General features: G+C 33.9%; 22 protein-coding genes. 10 read left to right on the top strand and 12 right to left on the bottom strand.

Annotated features, from left to right (window positions below):
* Window positions 1-24: 24 nt before the first annotated feature.
* From mazG to def, 3 genes are all read right to left on the bottom strand, one after another.
* On the bottom strand, window positions 25-807 hold the full coding sequence (mazG, locus tag AAC069_RS17250) for a nucleoside triphosphate pyrophosphohydrolase (RefSeq protein ID WP_339921675.1): 783 nt from the start codon (window positions 805-807) through the stop codon (window positions 25-27).
* A 111-nt stretch (window positions 808-918) separates the two neighbouring features.
* Window positions 919-1,398 carry a DUF5606 domain-containing protein gene (locus AAC069_RS17245; RefSeq protein ID WP_339921674.1) on the bottom strand — a complete coding sequence of 160 codons (480 nt, stop codon included), beginning with the start codon at window positions 1,396-1,398 and terminating at the stop codon, window positions 919-921.
* Between the two features lie 96 nt (window positions 1,399-1,494).
* Window positions 1,495-2,082: a peptide deformylase gene (gene def / locus AAC069_RS17240; protein WP_339921673.1), complete on the bottom strand. Its 588-nt coding sequence runs from the start codon at window positions 2,080-2,082 to the stop codon at window positions 1,495-1,497.
* Between the two features lie 199 nt (window positions 2,083-2,281).
* Between def and AAC069_RS17235 the strand changes: the two genes are divergently transcribed.
* Window positions 2,282-4,510, top strand: coding sequence for an FUSC family membrane protein (locus tag AAC069_RS17235; RefSeq protein WP_339921672.1), 2,229 nt, complete (start codon window positions 2,282-2,284; stop codon window positions 4,508-4,510).
* A 24-nt stretch (window positions 4,511-4,534) separates the two neighbouring features.
* On the opposite strand, the gene AAC069_RS17230 is transcribed toward AAC069_RS17235, so the two are convergent.
* Window positions 4,535-6,031: a malate:quinone oxidoreductase gene (locus tag AAC069_RS17230; protein ID WP_339921671.1), complete on the bottom strand. Its 1,497-nt coding sequence runs from the start codon at window positions 6,029-6,031 to the stop codon at window positions 4,535-4,537.
* Window positions 6,032-6,152: 121 nt separating this feature from the next.
* Complete coding sequence (gene ruvX, locus AAC069_RS17225) at window positions 6,153-6,569, bottom strand: Holliday junction resolvase RuvX (RefSeq protein ID WP_339921670.1); 417 nt, start codon at window positions 6,567-6,569, stop codon at window positions 6,153-6,155.
* A gap of 322 nt (window positions 6,570-6,891) precedes the next feature.
* On the opposite strand from ruvX, the gene AAC069_RS17220 reads away from it, so the two are divergent.
* The 3 genes from AAC069_RS17220 to AAC069_RS17210 all read left to right on the top strand — a co-directional run bounded on the left by AAC069_RS17220 (window position 6,892) and on the right by AAC069_RS17210 (window position 9,630).
* Complete coding sequence (locus AAC069_RS17220) at window positions 6,892-7,707, top strand: 2,3,4,5-tetrahydropyridine-2,6-dicarboxylate N-succinyltransferase (RefSeq protein ID WP_074722901.1); 816 nt, start codon at window positions 6,892-6,894, stop codon at window positions 7,705-7,707.
* A gap of 65 nt (window positions 7,708-7,772) precedes the next feature.
* Entirely contained in the window at window positions 7,773-8,846 is a 1,074-nt protein-coding gene (locus tag AAC069_RS17215) for a glycosyltransferase family 9 protein (RefSeq protein WP_339921669.1), read from the top strand.
* The gene (locus tag AAC069_RS17210; RefSeq protein WP_339921668.1) at window positions 8,836-9,630 is read left to right on the top strand and encodes a glycosyltransferase family 2 protein; all 795 of its coding nucleotides are present in this window, start codon (window positions 8,836-8,838) and stop codon (window positions 9,628-9,630) included. The genes AAC069_RS17215 and AAC069_RS17210 overlap by 11 nt, the downstream gene beginning before the upstream one ends.
* Here AAC069_RS17210 and AAC069_RS17205 read toward each other — a convergent pair.
* Window positions 9,627-10,397: a lipopolysaccharide kinase InaA family protein gene (locus AAC069_RS17205; RefSeq protein ID WP_339921667.1), complete on the bottom strand. Its 771-nt coding sequence runs from the start codon at window positions 10,395-10,397 to the stop codon at window positions 9,627-9,629. The genes AAC069_RS17210 and AAC069_RS17205 overlap by 4 nt on opposite strands.
* Window positions 10,398-10,602: 205 nt before the next feature.
* On the opposite strand from AAC069_RS17205, the gene AAC069_RS17200 reads away from it, so the two are divergent.
* The 6 genes from AAC069_RS17200 to AAC069_RS17175 all read left to right on the top strand — a co-directional run bounded on the left by AAC069_RS17200 (window position 10,603) and on the right by AAC069_RS17175 (window position 16,202).
* Window positions 10,603-11,679 (top strand): glycosyltransferase family 1 protein, encoded by a 1,077-nt coding sequence (locus AAC069_RS17200; protein ID WP_339921666.1) that lies wholly within the window; start codon window positions 10,603-10,605, stop codon window positions 11,677-11,679.
* Between the two features lie 130 nt (window positions 11,680-11,809).
* Complete coding sequence (locus AAC069_RS17195) at window positions 11,810-12,379, top strand: L-threonylcarbamoyladenylate synthase (RefSeq protein WP_339921676.1); 570 nt, start codon at window positions 11,810-11,812, stop codon at window positions 12,377-12,379.
* 74 nt (window positions 12,380-12,453) lie between these two features.
* On the top strand, window positions 12,454-13,881 hold the full coding sequence (locus AAC069_RS17190; RefSeq protein ID WP_339921665.1) for an HD domain-containing protein: 1,428 nt from the start codon (window positions 12,454-12,456) through the stop codon (window positions 13,879-13,881).
* 60 nt (window positions 13,882-13,941) lie between these two features.
* Window positions 13,942-14,964, top strand: a complete 1,023-nt coding sequence (locus AAC069_RS17185; protein WP_339921664.1) for a COX15/CtaA family protein — start codon at window positions 13,942-13,944, stop codon at window positions 14,962-14,964.
* A 61-nt stretch (window positions 14,965-15,025) separates the two neighbouring features.
* Window positions 15,026-15,799, top strand: a complete 774-nt coding sequence (locus AAC069_RS17180) for a CDP-alcohol phosphatidyltransferase family protein (protein WP_339921663.1) — start codon at window positions 15,026-15,028, stop codon at window positions 15,797-15,799.
* A 220-nt stretch (window positions 15,800-16,019) separates the two neighbouring features.
* Window positions 16,020-16,202, top strand: coding sequence for a CsbD family protein (locus tag AAC069_RS17175; RefSeq protein ID WP_339921662.1), 183 nt, complete (start codon window positions 16,020-16,022; stop codon window positions 16,200-16,202).
* Window positions 16,203-16,310: 108 nt separating this feature from the next.
* Here the strand turns inward: AAC069_RS17175 and AAC069_RS17170 are convergent, their stop codons facing one another.
* The 6 genes from AAC069_RS17170 to AAC069_RS17145 form a co-directional block, all read right to left on the bottom strand.
* The gene (locus AAC069_RS17170; protein ID WP_339921661.1) at window positions 16,311-17,066 is read right to left on the bottom strand and encodes a LytTR family DNA-binding domain-containing protein; all 756 of its coding nucleotides are present in this window, start codon (window positions 17,064-17,066) and stop codon (window positions 16,311-16,313) included.
* A gap of 54 nt (window positions 17,067-17,120) precedes the next feature.
* Window positions 17,121-17,474 carry a 2TM domain-containing protein gene (locus AAC069_RS17165; RefSeq protein ID WP_339921660.1) on the bottom strand — a complete coding sequence of 118 codons (354 nt, stop codon included), beginning with the start codon at window positions 17,472-17,474 and terminating at the stop codon, window positions 17,121-17,123.
* Window positions 17,475-17,489: 15 nt separating this feature from the next.
* The gene (locus AAC069_RS17160; RefSeq protein ID WP_339921659.1) at window positions 17,490-17,801 is read right to left on the bottom strand and encodes a 2TM domain-containing protein; all 312 of its coding nucleotides are present in this window, start codon (window positions 17,799-17,801) and stop codon (window positions 17,490-17,492) included.
* Window positions 17,802-17,803: 2 nt separating this feature from the next.
* Entirely contained in the window at window positions 17,804-19,141 is a 1,338-nt protein-coding gene (locus AAC069_RS17155; RefSeq protein WP_339921658.1) for a 2TM domain-containing protein, read from the bottom strand.
* A gap of 39 nt (window positions 19,142-19,180) precedes the next feature.
* Window positions 19,181-19,831: a hypothetical protein gene (locus tag AAC069_RS17150; protein WP_339921657.1), complete on the bottom strand. Its 651-nt coding sequence runs from the start codon at window positions 19,829-19,831 to the stop codon at window positions 19,181-19,183.
* 215 nt (window positions 19,832-20,046) lie between these two features.
* Window positions 20,047-22,206 (bottom strand): TonB-dependent receptor, encoded by a 2,160-nt coding sequence (locus AAC069_RS17145; protein ID WP_339921656.1) that lies wholly within the window; start codon window positions 22,204-22,206, stop codon window positions 20,047-20,049.
* Between the last annotated feature and the right edge of the window lie 205 nt (window positions 22,207-22,411).

Here is a 22,411-nt window from a genome sequence, read left to right as displayed (position 1 = left end):
TGAAAATCATAGATTTTCCAATTCCTAATTTTTCGGAAGCCGCTTCGCTTCTTCCCAAAACACATCCATTTCAGCCAAGGTCATGTCCATTAAGGGTTTGCCTAATTCGCCAGCTTTGCTTTCTAAATACTGAAAACGCTTGATGAATTTTTTATTGGTGCGCTCCAAAGCATCTTCGGGGTTTATGTTTAGAAAACGGGCGTAGTTAATCATCGAAAATAAAACATCACCAAACTCGGATTCCATTTTATCTTGATCGCCAGCTTCCACCTCAACTTGCAGCTCTTCTAATTCTTCTTGTACTTTGTCCCAAACTTGATGTGGTTCATCCCAATCAAATCCCACTGCCTTTACTTTATCTTGGATTCGGCTTGCCTTCACTAAAGCAGGCAAACTTTTAGGAACGCCTTCAAGAACAGAACTTCTTCCTTCTTTGAGTTTTAGCTTTTCCCAATTTTGTTTTACTTCTTCTTCATTGGCAACAACAGTATCTGAGTAAATATGGGGATGACGGTGAATTAATTTATCACAAATTTCATTGCAAACATCGGCTATATCAAAATCATTTGTTTCGCTTCCTATTTTAGCATAAAAGACAATATGCAACATTAAGTCTCCCAATTCTTTCTTGACTTCGTTTAGATTATTATCCAGGATAGCATCACCGAGCTCATAGGTTTCTTCAATGGTAAGATGGCGCAAGGTTTGAAGTGTTTGCTTTTTATCCCAAGGACATTGCTCGCGCAACTCCTCCATGATAGTTAATAATCGATCAAAAGCCTTAAGTTGAGTTTCTCTAGTATTCATAGCATTGGTTTTTCCTTGTCAGTTCAGTCTTTGACCTCGGGTGCGTAAAAATAAGAAATCCTGTCTTCTAAAATTAGAGAAGACAGGATTTTTTATAAAATTCAGAATGAATTATTCCTTAACTTTTTTTTCTTTTTTTGGTTTTTCAGCAACAGCTTCTACTTCTGCAACAGCAGGAGTTTCTTCTGCAACGGCTGCAGCTGGTTCTGCATCAACAACCAAACCTTTAGCCTCAAGCATATTGTACCAATTCAATATTTTTTTAATATCAGATGGATATACTCTTTCCTCATCATAGTCAGCTAAAACTTCTTTAAAGTAAGCAGCTAATGTAGCATTGTCTTCTTTATGCGAAATTGCAGGACCATTGCTTTCTTTGGCAGCGATTTTGTCCATTATTTCTGCTAATGGTTTTTCACCTTCATAAGTGTAAACTGAAATTTCAGATAATAAACTTACATTGCTTTTTAAATTTACCGTGATTTTCTTTCCATCCGATAATGATTCTGCAACAAAACCAGTACGCGTTTGCACTTTAAGTACATATAAACCTGGTTTCCCAGAAATGGCTAGTATTTTTTCTAAATTCATATTATTTTAATTATTATTAAGAATTCGATTTGTATATATTTTTTATTAACCCCGCCCCCAAAAAATCCATGCCTAAACATATCATATGGAAATGTATTACCTTCCTTTTTTAGCAATAAAACGCATTCTATAATCTTGGAATGTCTTGCCTTCAGTAATATTCTTTAGTTTCTTTTGAATCAAACGTTTTTTAAGTGAAGAAATTTTATCTGTAAACAAGATTCCCTCAATATGGTCGTATTCATGTTGAATAACTCTCGCTATCAAACCTTCAAAAACTTCTGTTTTCACTACAAAATCCTCTTCACAGTACTCAATAGTTATTCTTTCGTTTCTGTAAACATCCTCACGAACGTCAGGAATACTCAAGCATCCTTCATTAAAACACCATTCTTCACCATCTTCTTTCAACATTTTTGCATTGATAAAAGTTCTTTTGAACCCCTTCAATTCTTGTTGCTCTGAATCTTCTAAATCTTCATCTTCGCTAAAAGGTGTCGTATCAACTATGAACAAACGAAGTGCTTTGCCAACTTGTGGCGCAGCAAGTCCCACTCCACATGCATTGTACATCGTATCATACATATTAGCGATCGTCTCTTTTAAGTCAGCATCTTCCTGAGAAATATTCTCTCCTACTTTTCTTAAAACAGGATGGCCATATCCTACAATTGGTAAAATCATTATTGTTATTTTAAGTATTATCAGCCATAAATTAAGAATTTTAATTCCTTAAATACGGTTGGCAAAAATAGTAAAAATTTAGACAATGAATAATTCCTAAAGGATATTTAGCATTTATTTCTACTTTAAACTTAAATCAAAGCGTTTTCAGCTATGGATAAATCGTACAATACTTATATTTGTATGCAATACTTATTATATGTTTCCTAAAGTCAAAAAGAATATAGACAGTACTTATTTTACAAATGCTTTAAAAATAACATTAGCGGCGGCTATTCCAGTTTTGCTATTTTCTTATTTAGGCAATTTCCAAATTGGTTTTACTATAGCCCTGGGAGCCATTCTTGTTTATCCCAGTGATATCCCAAGTAATCTGAAACATAAAATTAACGGAATTCTTGTTACCATTCTAATCGTTTCCGGAGTTAATTTATTAATAAACCTAGTCTATCCCTACTCCTGGCTATTTTATCCTTTCTTAACTGTATTATTGTTTTTCTTATCAATGATTTCAGTCTATGGACAAAGAGCGACAATGGTTTCGTTTTCAGCCTTACTGACAATCTCATTGGCTTTTGCTCATTTGCAAATAGGTTGGGACAGAGTTCAGTATTCTGGACTACTGCTTTTAGGAGGCTTATTCTACTTACTTATTTCTGTAGTTTTTTTTTACATAAGACCACATCGTTATGCTGAATTACAAATTGCCCAATGCATCAAATTAACCTCTAATTATTTAAAATTAAGAGGTGACTTATGGGAATTAAACTCAGACCGAAAAGCAATCACCGAAAAACAATTGAATTTACAGGTTCAACTAAACACTATTCACGAAAACATAAGAGAAGTGCTTATCAGGAATCGAACTGATTCCGGTTCTTCTAATCAGAATCGAAAAATGCTTTTGGTATTCATTTCGTTAGTGGAAATTATGGAGTTGGCTATCGCTACTTCATTCGACCATAATAAGCTACACCAAAAATTTGACGCTCATCCACGGGTTTTAAAAACCTACCAAAACCTTGCCTATAACCTTGCAAAAAGCCTTAAAAAAGTATCTGAAAGCATTGAAAACGGTGAGAAATACATTTCTGAACACAACCTTATTACTGATTTACATGACTTAGAACTGGCAATTACAAATTATGAAAATGATTTAGGGAAAGATAACGCCTCAGAAGGTGTTTTAATGCTAACAAACATGTTGCATTATGCTGAAAAGCAAGTGGAGATAAACAAAACACTCGAACGCGCATTTACAACCGTTGTCAAATCACAAGACTTAAAAGGAAAAGATAAAGATTTAGAAAAATTCATTACACCACAATACTATCCAATAAGTACACTGATCGAAAATTTCAGTTTTTCCTCCACTGTTTTTAGACATTCACTCCGATTGACTATTACCATTTTGATTGGCTTTATTATTGGAAAAATACTACCCTTTCAAAATGCCTATTGGATCGTGCTAACCATTGTCGTTATAATGAGACAGGGGTATGGCTTGACAAAAGAACGAACCTTTCAAAGAATTTTCGGAACAATTCTAGGTGGTTTTATCGCTTTTGGAATACTATCCTTCGTTCACGACTCTACAATCCTTGGCGGACTCGCTATTATTGCGATGCTTTTTGGCTTTTCATTTACACCAACTAATTATAAAGTTGGAGCCACATTCGTAACTATTTATGTGATTTTTATATATGGAATTCTAACCCCTAATATCGAAGATGTAATTCAATATCGAGTTTTAGATACATTTGTTGGAGCCGTTTTATCTTTTCTAGCCAATTACTTTTTGTGGCCTTCCTGGGAGTTTGTTAAAATTCCAGTGTATTTAGAAAAATCTATTGAAGCAAATAGAAATTATTTAAAGCAAATATCCTTGTTTTACAATAAAAAAGGAGAGGTTCCTACTTCGTATCGTTTAGCTCGAAAACATGCTTTTATCGAAGTTGGAAATCTGATGGCCTCCTTCCAGAGAATGCTTCAAGAGCCTAAATCAAAACAAAGTAAGTTAGCACAAGTCTATAAACTGACCGTACTGAATCACACCCTATTGTCGTCTGCAGCTTCCTTAGGAACCTACATACAATCGCATAAAACATCTGCGGCTTCAGAAGCATTTAATGTTGTGGTAGACAAAGTCATTAAAAATCTCAAAGATGCTATAACTCTATTAAAAGAAGATGGAATAGAATCTAAAGCAGATATAGTCAGCGAGGATTTAAGCAAACGGTTTATCGAATTAAATAAAATTCGAGCCAAAGAATTAAAAGAAGAAAATGCTATTGACGAAGACGCATTTCAATTAAAAATGCAGGAAGCACAATTAGTAATCGAGCAGTTAATATGGTTAACTAATCTATCAGAAAATATAGTTAAAACTACCAGAGTATTAATAAAAACAGAAAATGAACTCCAATAAATCATTGAAGTTCATTTTATAAATTTAATTTTTTAGTTTTAAAACTGCAGCAGTATTTTTTCTTATTTCGTCTGACAAAGCAGGATTCTCATTCAATGCCTGACCATAGGAAGGAATCATTTTTTTAAGTTTTTCTTGCCATTCAGCAGAAGCTAGCTGTTCCTTAAAACATCTCCCAATTAAGTCAATCATAATCGAAACTGCGGTTGAAGCACCTGGCGAAGCGCCAAGTAAAACCGATAATGATCCATCAGCGGTAGTTATTACCTCAGTACCAAATTCAAGTATCCCACCTTCATTTTTATCTTTTTTAATAACTTGAACCCGTTGTCCCGCTCTTTCAATCACCCAGTCCTCTGACTTTGCGCTAGGAACGTATTCACGTAAAGCATTTATTCTGTCTTCAGTAGATTGACGTACTTGTTGAATCAAATATTTTGTAAGCGGAATGTTTTTAATTCCTGCAGATAGCATTGGGAAAATATTATCTGTAGTTATAGATAATGGTAAATCCGAATAGGAACCATTTTTCAAAAAACGAGTTGAAAACCCGGCAAAAGGGCCAAATAACAACTGTTTCTCTCCGTTAATCATTCTTGAATCTATATGTGGAACAGACATAGGTGGCGCACCTACACTGGCCTTACCGTATACTTTTGCGGCATGCTTTGCAATTACTTCCGGGTTTGTACATTTAAGCCATTGTCCACTTACAGGAAAACCACCAAAACCATCTCCTTCAGGAACAGCTGCTTTTTCTAATAGTGGCAATGAGCCACCACCGGCGCCTATAAAAACAAATTTGGTATATACTTTTCTTTTTTGGCCTGTAGCCAAATCAGTAATTTTTATTCTCCAAGACTTATCATCACGCTGTTTCAATTTCTGAACTTCATGGTGATAATGAATAGTTACTCCGTCAAGAGTATCTAAATAACTAAAAATACTTCTGGTTAATTCTCCAAAGTTCACATCAGTACCTATAGCCATGTTTGTAGCGGCCACTTTTTCTGACTCATCTCTACCTTCCATTACTAGAGGCATCCATTCTTTCAACTGCGATAAATCAGTACTAAAAACCATATCTTTAAAAAGTTGGTTTTTTTGTAAAGCTTCAAATCTTTTCTTTAGGTATTCAACATTTTTATCGCCCCAAACAAAACTTAGATGCGGGATACTTTTGATAAAATTTTCAGGAGAAGGAACTTTATTTTCTTCTACTAAATAAGCCCAGAACTGGCGAGACACCTCAAAAGATTCAGCAATACTAATTGCTTTTTTCGGGTCAATCGTTCCATCCTCATTTTCAGGAGTATAATTGAGTTCACAAAAAGCAGAATGCCCAGTTCCTGCATTATTCCATGCATCAGAACTCTCGGCAGCTGCCATATCTAATCTTTCGAAAATCTCTATTTTTATGTCTGGTTGCAGTTCTTTCAGAATTAATCCAAGAGTGGCACTCATGATTCCAGCACCTATAAGAACTACTTCAGTATTTGAACGAATTGTTGTGTCTGGCATAGCAAAAATTTTAAAGTGCAAAGATACTTTTTATAATTGCAAAAAAAAGCATAAAATGCTAGAGAAAAGTTACAAACTACGAAAACGTTTTAGCCATTTATAGTCCTTTAAGGATGACTATTTAAAACGTTTTTCGGTTCAAATAATCCTGTAACATTATTGTAGCAGAAATTTCATCAATAAGCGCTTTATTCTGGCGTTGTTTTTTTTTCAAACCGCTATCAATCATGGACTGAAAAGCCATTTTTGAGGTAAAGCGTTCGTCTACTCGAATCACCTTCATATCTGGAAAATGATTGGTGAAATGAGTTACAAAACCTTTAATTATAGAAGCACTTTCTGAAGGTTGCCCATTCATTTGTTTAGGCTCGCCAATAAGCACTGCCTCTACCTTCTCCTTAGAGAAATAATCTTTTAAAAAGGCAATGGCTGTTGGACTTGGAATCGTTGTCAATCCAGAAGCAATGATTTGCATTTCATCTGTCACCGCAATGCCGGTGCGTTTTTGTCCGTAATCTATCGCAAGTACTCTAGGCATTTTTATTTTTTTTCAAAGATAACTATTTTAATTTTCCGATTCTCAGCAACAACGGAAATCTTCATTTCTTATTCGTTTTGGATCAAATCCCCTTTATTTTATTATGAATAAAATCAAAAAAGTTGATGTTATTTTTCGAAATTAATACTTAAGAGCTTACCGAATCTACTACAATCACATTTAATCAAAACCAACTTCATGAGCTATTCGGAAAAACGGACAAAACATTCAGCATTAGTCTGAAATTTTTGTAACATTTTCAAAGCAATTTGACTTTTTGTTTTTGCATTAAAAACTTATATTTGCCTAAAAATTATCACACATGAATTCATTACAAACAATTATAGAACAAGCCTGGGAAAACAGAGCTTTGTTACAAGAAGAAACTACTACAAAAGCCATTAGAGAGGTTATAGAATTATTAGACTCCGGTAAATTACGTGTTGCAGAACCAAAAGGTGATGCATGGCAAGTAAACGAATGGGTTAAGAAAGCAGTTGTTATGTATTTCCCAATCCAAAAAATGGAAACATGGGAAGCAGGGATTTTTGAATACCATGATAAAATGGAATTGAAAAAAGATTATGCTGCTAAAGGAATTCGTGTAGTTCCGGGAGCATCTGCTCGTTACGGTGCTTACATTTCAAGTGGTGTAATCATGATGCCAAGTTATGTAAACATTGGTGCTTATGTAGACGAAGGAACTATGGTTGACACGTGGGCAACAGTAGGAAGTTGTGCTCAAATTGGTAAAAACGTGCATTTAAGTGGTGGTGTAGGAATTGGAGGAGTTCTTGAACCTTTACAAGCTGCGCCAGTAATTATTGAAGACGGTGCTTTTATAGGTTCTCGTTGTATTGTTGTCGAAGGGGTACATGTTGGGAAAGAAGCTGTTCTTGGTGCCAACGTATGTTTGACTGCATCTACAAAAATTATTGATGTGACTGGTGATGAGCCAGTAGAGATGAAAGGTTTTGTTCCTGCTCGTTCAGTTGTGATTCCAGGAAGCTATACTAAAAAGTTTGCAGCAGGTGATTTTCAAGTTCCTTGCGCATTAATCATTGGGACTCGTAAGCCATCTACTGACTTAAAAACATCTTTGAATAACGCTTTACGCGAATATGACGTAGCTGTTTAAATTTATTTTGTAATAAAATATTATATTGTATATTCCTCCCTCAAAAAGGGAGGTTTTTTTATCTTATGAAAATACTAGTTATACAGCAAAAAATGATTGGGGATGTATTGGTTAGCAGTATCATATGCAACAACCTTAGACTTGCCTACCCTAATGCTCAAATTGATTATTTGGTGTATGAATCAACTACTCCTGTTCTAGAAGGCAATCCAAATATTGATACGATTATTCGTTTTGAAGAAAAGCATCGAAAAAGCAAAAAAGAATTACTGAATTTAGCTCTTGAAATCAGAGCCAATAAATACGATTTATTAATTGATGCTTATTCAAAATTGGAAAGTTGGTTAATCGTACTATTGAGTGGAGCCAAAAGAAAAATATCTTATAAGAAAAAAGGACGCACTTTTCTGTATACTGACAATGTCGCGTTTGAGGAATTCCCAAAAACTAATCTGGGTTTAGCCATCGAAAGAAGGTTGTCACTTATAGAGCCCCTTGATTTGGCGGTAAAGATTGATCCGCTACCTAAATTATTTGTTACTAAAGCGGAAAATGAGCATGCTATCTCCCTTATTGAACAATATAAACTTAAAAAAGATAGAAAAACGGTCATGATTAGCCTTTTGGGTAGTGAAAAACTAAAAACCTATCCATTAAACTATATAACATCCGTTATTGATACAATTGCAGACAATACCGATGTGAATATTCTTTTTAATTATTTCCCAAAGCAAGTCGATGATGCTAAAACTGTTTTTGACAGTTGTAAACCATCAACCCAGGAAAAAATATATTTTGATTTACTGGGTGGTGATTTGAGAGCGTTTATTGGCGTATTGAATCAATGCGATTTAATTGTAGGGAATGACGGCGGCGCCATAAATATGGCTAAAGCACTAGGAAAACCTTCATTTATAATCTTTTCTCCATGGATTGAAAAGAAAATCTGGGCCACATTAGAAGATGGCATCCATCACATGTCAGTACATTTAAATGATTATAAACCGGAATTGCTATCGCAAAAAACAGAGAAGGAACTTAAACAGGATACTCTTAGCTTATATAAAGAATTTAAACCTAACTTATTTAAAGATAAACTAAAGTCTTTTCTATTAAAGAATCTATCAAATGACAATTAATAGAAGTAAAGACGAAATATCATCCAATAAAATATTTCTGACTGCACTAATTATCACTTATAATGAGGAGCACAATATAAAAAGCGTTTTAAACGACTTGAATTTTGCCGATGAGATAATTGTCGTGGACTCCTTTAGTACGGATAAAACCGTGGCAATAGCAGCAGATCATAAGAATGTAAAAGTGGTACAACATCCTTTCGAAAATTATCCATCCCAAAGAAATTATGCCATTAGTTTAGCCACTCATTCCTGGATCCTTTTTTTGGATGCCGATGAAAGACTCACAACTGAACTAAAAGAGGAGATTATTGAAACCATTCATGACAAAAACTCCTTTTCGTCCTATTATTGCCGTCGTGCCTTTATGTTTGAAAACATCAAATTACACTTTAGTGGATGGCAAACCGATAAAATAATTAGACTTTTCAAGAAAGAAAAGGCTCAGTATGATTTAGGAAAGATTGTTCATGAAAAGTTAACGGTTTCTGAAAAAATTGGAAAATTAAAGAATGAACTAATTCATTATTCGTTTCGCAGTTACGACGAATACAGACAAAAAATGAGCGTTTACGGTAAATTAAAAGCAATTGAAGAATTCAACAAAGGAACAAAACCTACTTTTTTTCATTTTTATGTGAGACCCGTATACCAATTTCTATATCAATACGTCATTAGAATGGGAATATTGGATGGCAAAAAAGGCATTATTATTTGTTACCTCAACGCCTATAGCGTTTATGTTCGCTTTCAGGAATTAAAAAGAATCCGCTTAAATAACTAAGACTTCCAAAACTTCAATTTCTTTTTCAACCTGCGTTTTTTCGCAAATTCATCTTGAAACTGAACGGTAAACTGCCACATTTTTTCAAAAACCGTACTTTCACTTTCTGCATAATATTTAGCATACTCATTACTCATAATAGCAATCATTTCTTTCTTTGGCGTAAGCCTGCTGAAGTTTTTCATTCTCATGTCAAAATCCATAGATTCATGAAAGTTCATACGGTTTAAATCAACTAGATAAAAACTATAAGTACTCTTCTCTTCTTTCTTAATCAGCGTATTACCAGGAGAATGATCTAAGAATTCAATTCCTTTTTCATGTAAATCGAAAGTGAATTTTGTAAACTGTCTTAAAATATTTTCATTATCTGGATAATCTGGGATTTCCACTAATTCTCTAAAAGTAAGGTTGGCTTCTAAATGTTCGCTAACATAATAACTATCTCGCAAACCTATGCTATTGAAATTTTCAAAATAGGCCAGTGGTTCTGGAGTTCCTATTCCTCTTTCTAACAAAATAGTAGCATATTCAAAAGAACGTTTAGCTTTAGATTTTCTAAAATACTTGTAGGCGACTTTGTTGACAATATTTGGAATTTTAAACGACTTGATATTAATTGTTTTCCCATCAAGATCAAATAGTTTGATTACGTTTCTGTCTCCATTTCCAAAAACAGTTCCTAAATCAGAATTAAATTCTTTAATAAAGCGAAGGATTCCTTTAGAATTTTGAACCGTCTTAGAGAACATTAGTTTTATTGTCATTTTTATTTTATTTTGCTTTCAAAAAAAGCTCTATTTGATTGTAAATGGATTCAAAAAGCTACATTAATCCTATATGAATTCGCGGCTCTCACAAATAGTAATCAAATTTCAGAGACAAGCTCTCAAAACCATTACCAACCAACAAAAATACACATACCAATTTAGACTTCAAATTAATATCGTATTTTCGTCGAAAATTATTGTAATGACACAAAATAAAAGTGTTTTTTTGGAAACACATAATATAAAAAACAGAACAAGTGGACTCGGTACTTTTAATTACGAGTTAATAAAAGGTCTAGAAAGCCTTCCCCTTGACAATTTAAACCTTTACCTTAATTCTGACAATCCTAGTAAATTGAAATCTGAATTCGGTGATAAATTTAATTACCATCGATACATTGGTGCACATCGGTACAAACATTTAAGACCATTCAAAAAGTATGATTTATGGCATTCTGTAAACCAAAACTCTAAGATAGAACCCCGATTTGACTCAAAATATCTTTTAACTATACACGATGTAAACTTTGTTGAAGAAATTTCGTCGGATATGAACCATAAGAAAAACGTAGCTTTTATTGAAAAATTAAAAAAAGCAACCGCTATTACTTACATATCCGAATTTGCAAAAAAACAAACACATCAATATTTTAATGTCCCAACTATCCCGGAATATATAATTCACAATGGAAATCCTATTTCGACAATTTTAGACACTTCTACTTTTGTTTCAAATATCCCTACAGACAAACCTTTTTTATATTCGATTGGAGATTTTTTAGAACGCAAAAACTTCCTTTCTGTAGTAAAAATGATGAAACATCTTACTGATTTTAATTTGATTTTATCAGGGAATAGCAATAAGCCATATGGAATAGAGATAGCACGCTTCATCCAAGAAAATAACTTACAAAATCGAGTTTTTCTAACTGGTAAAGTAAGTGATATTGCTAAACAATTTTACTTATCGAAGTGTCATGCTTTTGTCTTCCCATCAATTCGTGAAGGATTTGGTCTTCCCCCTATCGAGGCAATGCATTTTGGCAAACCCGTGTTTTTATCTAACAAAACTTCACTACCTGAAGTTGGTGGAAAACATGCTTATTATTGGGATAATTTCGATCCTGAATATATGAAAGAAACACTAATTGAAGGCTTAAATCATTTTTACAATAATAAAACCGAAATGGAATTATTAATGAAAGAAAGAGCCGCAAGTTTCAACTGGAAAGTGGCAGCTGCTGAATATTTAAAAGTATATGAAAAATGTCTTTTTTAAAAGATTTTATTTATTTCATGCTAAAAAACCTATTTCTAGGTTCACTACTATTTCTAATGAAAAGCAGATTAATAGTTATAAAACTATAATAAAACCTAAAAGAATTTAGAACAACATAAAAAAATCAATGATGGAAAATCTTAACGAAGAAGTTCATAAAGCATACGAAATCATAAAGGAAGGCGGAATAATCCTCTACCCCACAGACACCGTATGGGGAATTGGATGTGATGCTACAAACCCAGAGGCAGTTGCTAAAATCTTCAAGCTCAAAAAAAGAGTAGAAACCCAAAGCATGATTGTTTTGATGAACGGGGAACGAATGATGTACAACGTCTTTAAAGATATTCCTGAGGTGGCATGGCAAATCATGGATTTATCTGAAAACCCTACCACTATTATTCTGGACAACCCTAGAAACGTGGCTCCTAATTTAATTGCTTCAGATAAAACCTTAGGAATCCGAATCGTAAAAGAACCATTCTGTTTCAAATTACTGGAAAAGATGAAAAAACCATTGGTTTCTACTTCAGCAAATATTTCTGGCCAACCTACACCAAAAAGTTTCAAAGAAATCAGTCCAGAGATTATCAAAGGTGTGGACTATGTTGTAAATTTGCAGCGCGATAAAATTGCCGGAAAACCATCTACAATTATTAAATTGTCGAATGACGCTCAGGTAAAAATAATCCGTAAATAGCAATTAGTTCTCAGCCACGGTTTTTAGTTTCTAAGGTTTCGCAACCTTAAACTTTAAACTTTAAACACATAATAATGAATATTAAAACTTCCTATAAAGAGTTTTTAAACAATAAAATTTTTGAAGTCATCTCACAAGCTTCCCAAGAACTTAACATTGATAGTTATGTAATTGGCGGATTTGTGCGAGATTTGATATTAAAAAGAGATTTTAAAAAAGACATCGATATTGTTGCCGTTGGTAGCGGAATCGAATTGGCTTTAAAAGTTTCTCAACTACTTCCAAAACAACCCAAAGTACAGGTTTTCAAAACCTACGGTACTGCCATGCTTCGTTTTGAAGATACGGAAATTGAATTTGTTGGAGCAAGAAAAGAATCCTACCATTTTGAAAGTCGGAATCCCGTTGTCGAAAACGGAACTCTTGAAGACGATCAAAACCGTCGTGATTTCACTATTAATGCGCTAGCATTATCCTTGAATACTGATAATTTCGGAGCGATCTCAGATCCTTTTGGAGGATTAGGCGACTTAGAAAACAAAATCCTAAGAACTCCTCTTGACCCAGACATCACTTATTCTGATGATCCTTTACGTATGTTGCGAGCCATCCGTTTCTCTAATCAATTGGGTTTTGAAATAGAAGCAAAATCATTTCAGTCCATTGCAAAAAATGCAGAACGTATCAAAATTATTTCTGGAGAGCGGATCGTTGACGAGTTGAATAAAATTCTATCGACAGACAAACCTTCTGAAGGCTTTCTACTGCTATACAAAACGGGGCTTTTAGATATTATCTTACCTGAATTGACGGCTTTGAATCAAGTAGAAGAGATTGAAGGTCAAACCCATAAAAACAATTTTTACCACACACTAGAAGTGGTAGATAATATTTGCCCGAACACTGATGATGTTTGGCTGCGTTGGGCAGCTTTATTACACGACATAGGAAAAGCGCCAACCAAACGTTTCAACAAAAAACAGGGCTGGACTTTCCATGGGCATGAATTTCTTGGCGGTAAAATGGTCAAAAAAATATTTGGACGCTTGCACATGCCGTTGAACCAAAAAATGAAATTTGTTCAGAAAATGGTAATGATGAGCTCACGTCCAATTGTTCTATCGCAAGAAACAGTTACAGATTCTGCTGTTCGTCGTTTGGTATTTGATGCCGGAGAAGACGTAGAGAATTTAATGACATTATGCGAAGCGGATATTACCACTAAGAACCCGAATAAATTCAAGAAGTACCATAGTAACTTTGAAATTGTTCGCAAGAAAATTGTAGAAGTAGAAGAGCGTGATCATGTCCGTAATTTCCAACCTCCGATAACAGGAGAAGAGATTATGGAGATTTTCGACCTGAAACCTTCAAAAGAAATAGGAATGCTTAAAGAAGCGATAAAAGAAGCTATATTAGAAGGAGAAATTCTGAATGATTATGACGCTGCTTATGGTTTTATGATGAAAAGAGCGCAAAAAATGGGGTTAATTAAAGTTTAACGATTGTTGAGTTAAGGATTTCTTTTATTTAAAATATCTTTGCCAAAATTAGTTTCAAAAATGAAAAAAGAGAATAAATCAGTCATTATTTGGTTATTATCTGGTTGCGTATTATTGTTTTTAATGGTAACCGTAGGAGGAATTACAAGATTGACCAATTCCGGTTTATCGATGACCGACTGGCATTTAGTTACAGACACTTTTCCGCCTTTATCAGAAGCTAAATGGCAAGAAGCATTTGACGAATACAAGAAGTTCCCTGAATATCAAAAAATCAACATTCACAACGACTTTCAACTCTCTGATTATAAATTTATCTATTTCTGGGAGTGGTTTCACCGCTTTATAGGTCGTATTATTGGTTTGGTATTTATAGTTCCATTCTTTTATTTTTTAATCAAAAAGAAATTAGATAAAGCAACGATAAACAAGTGCATCGTCCTTTTAGGAATGGGTGCTTTCCAAGGCTTTTTAGGGTGGTTTATGGTTCGAAGCGGCTTGATTAACAATCCAGATGTTAGTCATTTTAGACTAGCGCTACACTTGACTTTTGCATTTATCACCTTTGCTTATACTTTTTGGGTAGCCTTAGATCTAATCTATCCAAATAGAAAAAACAGTTTACAACCTTTAAAAACAATTGCGAGATATGCATTAGTATTCTTATTAATCCAAATCATTTATGGTGGTTTTGTTGCAGGTTTAAATGCAGGATTAATTCACAATCATTGGCCAATGATGAGTGATGGCCAATTCATCCATGACAGTGTTTTTCTAGAACAAAAAAACTTACTATTAAGCTTTACGGAAGGTAAAAGTGGTGTGCAATTTATCCACCGAACCTTAGCTTATGTTGTGGTTGGTTTTATAGTTTTACTCTATTTTAAGAGTCGAAAAATCACTTTAGATCGTGCACAATCTCTCGGTATAAACCTACTTGTAATACTCGTTTTTGTACAGTTTGCTCTAGGGGTTTTTACCCTATTATACGGTGTACCATTGTGGTTAGGATTAACACATCAAATCAATGCTTTTTTCCTTTTATCGGCGATGACATTTACTTTACATAGGTTGTCAAAATAACAACTTATCACTATATTTACCTTTGACTATATTGTCACATTTCTATTTGTTCCTATAAAAAATGTCTAAACTTGCTGCGCAAGACAGCTTCCTTGACCTGTCAGATTACGGAAGACCGTTTGGAAAAATGCTCGCGAATCGATTAAAAAACACTCGATTTACACCTATCCATGTCACGCTTCTTTTTGGCATATCTGGGCTAATTGCGATTTATTGTATTTTGGAAAACCACTATTACCTAGCTGGTTTTTTCATTATTTTAAAATCAGGTATCGATGCTGCCGATGGTGAACTTGCCCGATTAAAAAACACTCCTTCTTATACTGGAAGATACCTCGATAGCGTTTTTGACATCATCTTAAACTTCCTTTTTTTGAGTGCAATTTGCTACGTTTCAAACACCTCTTTTCTGCTCACTTTAGGCGCTTTTTTCTGCATTCAATTACAAGGAACTTTATACAATTACTACTATGTTATTTTGAGAAATAAATCGGTAGGAGGAGATAAAACCAGCAAGATTTTCGAATACAAATCGCCTCGAGCATTAGCCGGTGAAACTCAAAAATCAGTCGATATTTTGTTCAAAATATACACAGTCGTTTACGGGGGCTTTGACAAGATTATCCATGCTTTGGACAACAGCGCATACAAGGTAAAAACATTCCCAAACTGGTTTATGACTTTCGTTTCACTGTATGGACTAGGGTTTCAATTACTGATAATTTCGCTGATGTTAGCCATGAATTACATTGAATATATCGCGCCTTTTTTTATTGGATATTCTTTCCTTATATTCGTCATAATCGGAATAAGAAAATCGTTTCTTAAAGCTTAAAAATGACCATAGATAAAATCTATATGTGATTTAAAAATAACTATTTACCAGATACTTACAACTACTAACTTACTTAATACGTTTAACAATAAAGAATAACTCCTGAAGCTTATACCCTAAAGCAATTTTACAACAATTTTAAAGAATTGTACAACATTTTTTCTTTCGCTTTTATTCAATTTTGTAATAGATAATTTAGTAACTATTAAACTACACTATTATGCCGAATTCAGAAGAGATTAAAGGAAACTGGAATGAAATGAAAGGGAAGCTAAAACAAAAATTTGCCGACCTTACCGATGACGATTTGTTATTTGAAGAAGGAAAAGAAGATGTGATGTGGGGAAAACTACAACAAAAATTAGGTAAGACAGAGAAAGAAATTAAATCATTATTTGACTAATTTCGAGTTCAAAAATTACTAAAAACTGTTTCAAAGAAAAATGTGTTTTACTTTATTTAAAACGAAATAAAAACGTGCTTCTTTGAAAGAGTTTTTTATGCTTTTTCGCTACCCAATCCATACTTTAAAATCGGCTACTTTTTCTCTACTTACAATAACCTCATCCTCTCCATAAGAAGGCAAAATTACTTTCAAGCGAGAGTTACTATAAAGCACAATTTCTTTAATTGCTTTCATAGGAATTATAAATTTTCTGTTGATTCTATAAAACTCTTTTGCATCTAATTCTTGTTCTAAAACCTCTAAAGTTGATTCAACAAGATAATTTCTATTGTCAAATGTGTGAATATAAGTTCCTTTATTTTCGCTAAAAAAACATTCAATTTCTTCAATCGAAATAACTTTTAAATGTTGACCAATCTTTACAGTGAACCTTTTTTTATATTCTTTCTCAAAAGGATTGCCCAGCATTTTTTTTATCTCTTCAAAATCCAATTGTAACTTTTCCTTTTTAGGCAGTCGCTCTTTAAACTTCGAAATCGCTTGTTCTAAATCATCTTCGTCAATGGGCTTTAAAAGATAGTCCACACTATTCAATTTAAACGCTCGTAAAGCGAATTCATCGTACGCAGTTGTGAAAATTATAGCACTCTTTATTTCGACTTTTTCAAAAATTTCAAACGACAATCCATCCGACAATTGTATGTCTAAAAAAATTAAATCCGGATGTTCATTTTTAGAAAACCAGGCTATGGATTCTTCAACAGAATGAAGCATCACTCCTACCTCAACATTTAGTTTTTCGAGCTTTCTTTGCAACAGTCTTGCAGCTGGTTTTTCGTCTTCAATTATGATTGTTTTCAATATAAAATTATTTTCGGTTTGAAAATTGTTTGTAATTTGAATTAGCTAAAATAGCTACTCCCATTTATTATTTTTGTCCTTATCCATAAATTCTTGAATTTTATTTTCTTCCCAATTAGATCCAAAAAAAATATTTCTTCCAAAAACTGACAATCCGTGCGCTATTAAGCCAATTCCCCAAAAGAAAACGGTATTCCAGGTTTGCCATTGCCAAAAAACTTCGTCCCCAAACATACTCCTGTTAAAAATAGAAATCAATATAAAGGCATTTACAAGCACATAAACCAATAAGTGAACATAAAACCCTTTAATCCTTTTCACCCTTTTATATGCTATGTCATATCGTGCATCAGGACCGTCAATGTCTGAAGCACCATTCTCGAACATTCTTCTTCTTAATCGTCCCATCTTGTTTGAATTTGATTATTTCCAATTTGCTTTTTGATCTTTTTCCTTTTCTTTCTCCATAAACTCTTTAATTTTTTGCTCTTCCCAGTCTTTTCCTAGAAATGGCATATAATTAAAGACTTTCATACCGTGAAAAAAAACTCCAATTCCCCATCCTAACAGCGGCCAAAAAAACCACAAATGACTCGGTGATGTTAATAAATTAATTGTTAAGAGCCCAATGTTGACAACAATGTACGCAATCAAATTACCGTAAAACCCTTTAATCTCTTCCACTCGCTTTTTAGCTTTAAAATAGCGGTCTTCGTTTTGATATTTATTTTCCATGACTATTTCCATGTTTGTTTATTATCTTCTTTATTTAAAATCTCTTGAATTTTTCTTTCCTCCCAGTTCGAGCTGTATCCAAAAACCTTAAGAGCATGCATTATCAGTCCAAAACCCCAACCCCCAGCGGAGAACCAGAACCATTGAAAGTGTGGAGAATACCTAAGATTTATAAAAATCAAAAAAGGAATTACAATACAGTACGAAATCAGGTTTCCATAAAACCCTTTCAATTCTTCCACTCTCTTTTTTGCCCTATAATAAGCGTTGTTTTCATTATAATCTGTCGTTGTTTCCATAACCGATATTTGTTTGGTCAAAATTGGTATTTTAACTGTAAACACTTTTTCATTTTGTCCAATCATCACTTTCCTTTCGGTTATAATTCCATATCGATTGATGATATTTTGCAATCCTACTCCTTTGTGATCTTGTAGCACTTCTTTTTTTTGATAATCATTTTCCACAACCAAATAGCCTTTTTCAACAAAAATCCGAATATGCAAGGGCCTTTTTTCACTTACTACATTGTGCTTCACCGTATTTTCCAGCAATAGCTGTAAGGAAAGTGGAACTACTTTTGCTTCTGGGTCAATGATCGATGTGGGTAACTCATAAAACAAACTATTCTCAAAACGCATTTTAAGTAAATTCATATAAGTTTTGGCAAAAGCCAATTCCTCATCAACTGAAACCAGTTCTTTGTCTTTTTGTTCTAAGACATAGCGATAAATCTTAGACAATGAAGTGGTGAATCGTTGTGCATTTTCAGGGTTTTCCTCAATCAAAGAACTCAAAACATTCAAACTATTAAAGAGAAAATGTGGGTCTATTTGATTCTTTAAACTCTCAAATTTAGCCGATGCGGTTCCAGCAATAATTTTTTGCTCTTTTACTTTGTTCTCATTATAGGCTTTGTAAAAATAAAGTGCATGGATTCCTAAAAGAACAACAAATGAAACTATTGATGCAACAATATAATTAGAAGGTTTCTCCTCTTTCAAAAACGCACTTAAAGTATTTCCTTCAATTATTACATCTTCAAAAACCCTTAATAAGAATATTACAAATAATGAAAGGACAAACGAGCTTAAAAACCCAATAATTAACCTTTTAACAGCATATCTATTGTTTATAAAAACAGAATCTAAATACATAAAAAGTATCGCATTCATGCAGTATAATGTCATCCCATAAAGTAGGGTGTATAAGAAATTAACCTTTAAATGATTATTGAAAGTTACTTCACCTCCATTTACAACAGGGATTATTGTCAAAACAATGAATATTAAGATCGATATAAATAAAGCTCTTGGAAATTCTCGTATTAATTTATTCATTTGAGTTTATCATTAAAAAGTTCAATAGTGCCTTTCGACTTATTTACAATTTTTCTGCGCTATTAATGCTCTATCCAATCCCCATTTTGGAGAGAAAGTAGTTTCAGGTTTAAAAGTAGCAAAAAGCTCGATGGCTTTGTCAATTTGAGCACACATCGGTTTAGTGTCTTGCCCCCAAAATTTGGCTCCTCCAATTTCAAACTCCGCTTTTGAGAAGATTACTCTAGGATTATTTGGTGCAATTGCTTCTGCTTTTGCATATAGTTCCATGGTTGGGCCAGATAACTTCTGTCCGTTTGTCATGGGGTCATACACAATCCAGGCGGTGTTGATCATGGCTTGCATCACATAAAGCTCTGCATTATTTTGATCTTTTGCCATTTCTAAATCCAAAGCATTTTGCGCTTTTAAAAGTAGTAAATTTATTTTTTCTTTATCTTTTATTCCAAAAGCAGCGGTTGTATTTACCAAAGCTACATAATAATTTGGCAACCATTTCGCCGGTTCAGCAGCGGCAATTCTTTCGAATAAATCAGAAGCTTCGGTGTTTTTACCTTCTCCCCAAAGTCCGAAAGCCTTTCCCATTCCTTGTTCAAATTGTCCTCCAGTTGCAGGATTTACAGATTGTTGCCCTTGAGCTGAAAGCAATGTAATTACAAATAGTGCAAATGCGGTGATTAATTTAGTCATGATTTCTAGTTTTTAAGATTGATGATTTTTTTATTGATGATTGAAACTTGATTATTTATACTTCAAAAGTATCTTAGAAATACTGTTGTAAAAATTTATAATTACTCAACTGTTGAATTTCAAGGATGAACTGTCTAATGAGTCGAAATTCACACCCTTTGAACAAACAACATGAAAAATATAGGACTGTGAGACTTTGAAACTCTTAAATTGATCTATAAATTCTTCAACTGATTGTCTTTTTTATCTTTGCTAATCGTCCAAAAGAAACCGACGAAAAAGAATCGATCTGCTGTAGGTGTAATTGTCCTTCTATTATAAATTCCATTTGTATCTGGGTTTTTAGCATAATCGTATCCGTAGACATTTTGCGTTCCTAATACATTTGAAACCGAGAAATACAGAATTTTTTGTTGGCTAATTAAATACGCCCAATTGAAGCTTAGATTATTGTACGCTTTCGTTTTTCCGTTCATGAATTGGGTTTCGTTTGGATTGTTGTACGGTCGTCCTGAGCTAAATGAATTGGTAAAACCTACTTGCGAACGCCAATTTGTGATGAAGTATTTAGTTACTAATGACAAACTGTGATTGGCCACAAAATTAGGTGTGACTGCCGTTGGAAAATTTTTATAATCTCTTTTAGTATCGATGTACGAATAGGAAATCCAATACTCTAGATTTTTGATGGTTTTCCCATCTCGCCAAAAAATGTCCAATCCTTTGGCGTAAGCCGAACCTTTATTGTTGAAAACTGAGTTGTAAGCAATAGCTTGCGTATCGTATTTCACTAAATTACTATAATCCTTGTAATAGGCCTCAGCTCTAAAAGTTTGATTATCCTTACTATATTGAAAATTAAGAATGTAATGTGATGCTTTCTCACTTTCAAACTGATGGTATTTAGAATATTTGATGTAATCTACATTTGGACTTTGAGAAAAATCTCCGTAGGCTATAGAAAACTGACTATTCTTAGCCACTTTGTAGGCCATTGAAATTCGTGGCGAAATTGTACTTTCTTCCAGCAAATCATTGTAAGAAGCTCTTAAACCAACTTTGGCGGCTAGTTTTTTAGAAAATAAAATATCCGCTTCGGTGTAGGCTGCTGCAATATTTGAATTATAGCCGTTTGATTTCGTTGTGCCTAAATTGGGAGTGAAGCTCTCGCCAAATTTGGTAATGAAGTAATCACCCCCAAACGATAACTTAAAATAATTAGAAAAGTTCTTCTTTAGTTTTAATTTTAAATGCGCTGCGTTTTCGTCACTATTAACGTTGTCTAAACCCAATCCTATTTGGTTTTTGCTGTATCCATAACTCAATCCGGTCACCACTTGCCAACCGTCACCAAAACGACCGTTGTAAGAAGTATTGAAATAGAAATTATTATTGTTTAAATCAACTCTGATTTTCTCGGGCCCATTTATATTTTCTTGATTGATATCCATTTTTGAAGAATCGAATGCAGCGTAGACTTTCAAGATTCCGTTGTTGAAGTTATAGCGATACACACTTTCTCCAGACAAAGACTGAAATGGACTATTCCAATCCAGATTTTGAGGAATAGTGGCTTGATAAGGCGCCAAATTGATATAAGAAGCATTTACGCTGAGGGAGCTTTTTTTCCACTTTTGGGTATTTCCTAAGCCTAAACCAACGGTCATTAAGGAGACTTCAGTTTTGTTTTGATCGGGATTATCTTCTGTATTTAAAAGTAAAACACTGGACAGCGCTTCCCCATATTCGGCTGAATAACCTCCTGTAGAAAACGAGATTCCGCTGAACAAAAAAGGTGAAAAGCGTCCGCGTGTAGGCACATTCCCGATCGTTGCATTGTAAGGTTGTGCTACTCTAATTCCGTCAACAAAAGTTTGGGTTTCACTGGCCTCGCCCCCACGAACAAAAAGTCGGCCGTCCTCACCTACGCTTTGCGTTCCGGGTAAGGTTTGCAGTGCAGCTATTATATTTCCTGCCGAACCTGCAGTAGTCACGATATCTAAAGGTTTAAGAACAGAAACTCTTGCTTTATCACCTGTTTCCATAGTTCCCGCCGAAATTACTACTGCATCAAGAGTGTTACTGCTCTCTTTTAAAACGATAGTTTTGTCTTGAAAATTAGCGACATCAATTGTTGTTTTAAAGGTTTCGTAAACCAGAAAACTAGCGACTAGAACTTGGCTTCCAGTTACTGTAATCGTAAAAGAAAATTGTCCGTTTTCATTTGTCGTAGCGCCGTCATACGTCCCATCAATATAAATGTTAGCTCCGGCGATGGGTTTTCCTTTTTTGTCTACTATTTTCCCTGAAATGATGGTTTGAGAAAATACGCTTGTGGCAAAAAATAAAATAACAACTGTTATGACTGATTTCATGTGGTTTGATTTTGATAGTCCAAATGTATTTACATTATCTTCTTTTAAAAACTTAAAGGAACTGAACTGTCAAATTTCGAGGATGAGTTGTAGTGATTTTAATTTTGGTTTATATTTACATCCAATCGTAAATATTTACGCCCGCGGTTTGCATGAGGGATAGAAGTGAAAATCCTCTCTTGTCTCGTTTTTAAAACGAGACAAG

This window comes from uncultured Flavobacterium sp., assembly GCF_963974175.1.
GTDB lineage: Bacteria > Bacteroidota > Bacteroidia > Flavobacteriales > Flavobacteriaceae > Flavobacterium.
Note: the sequence above shows the minus strand (reverse complement) of the source record. Positions and strands in the feature narration are given on the sequence as shown.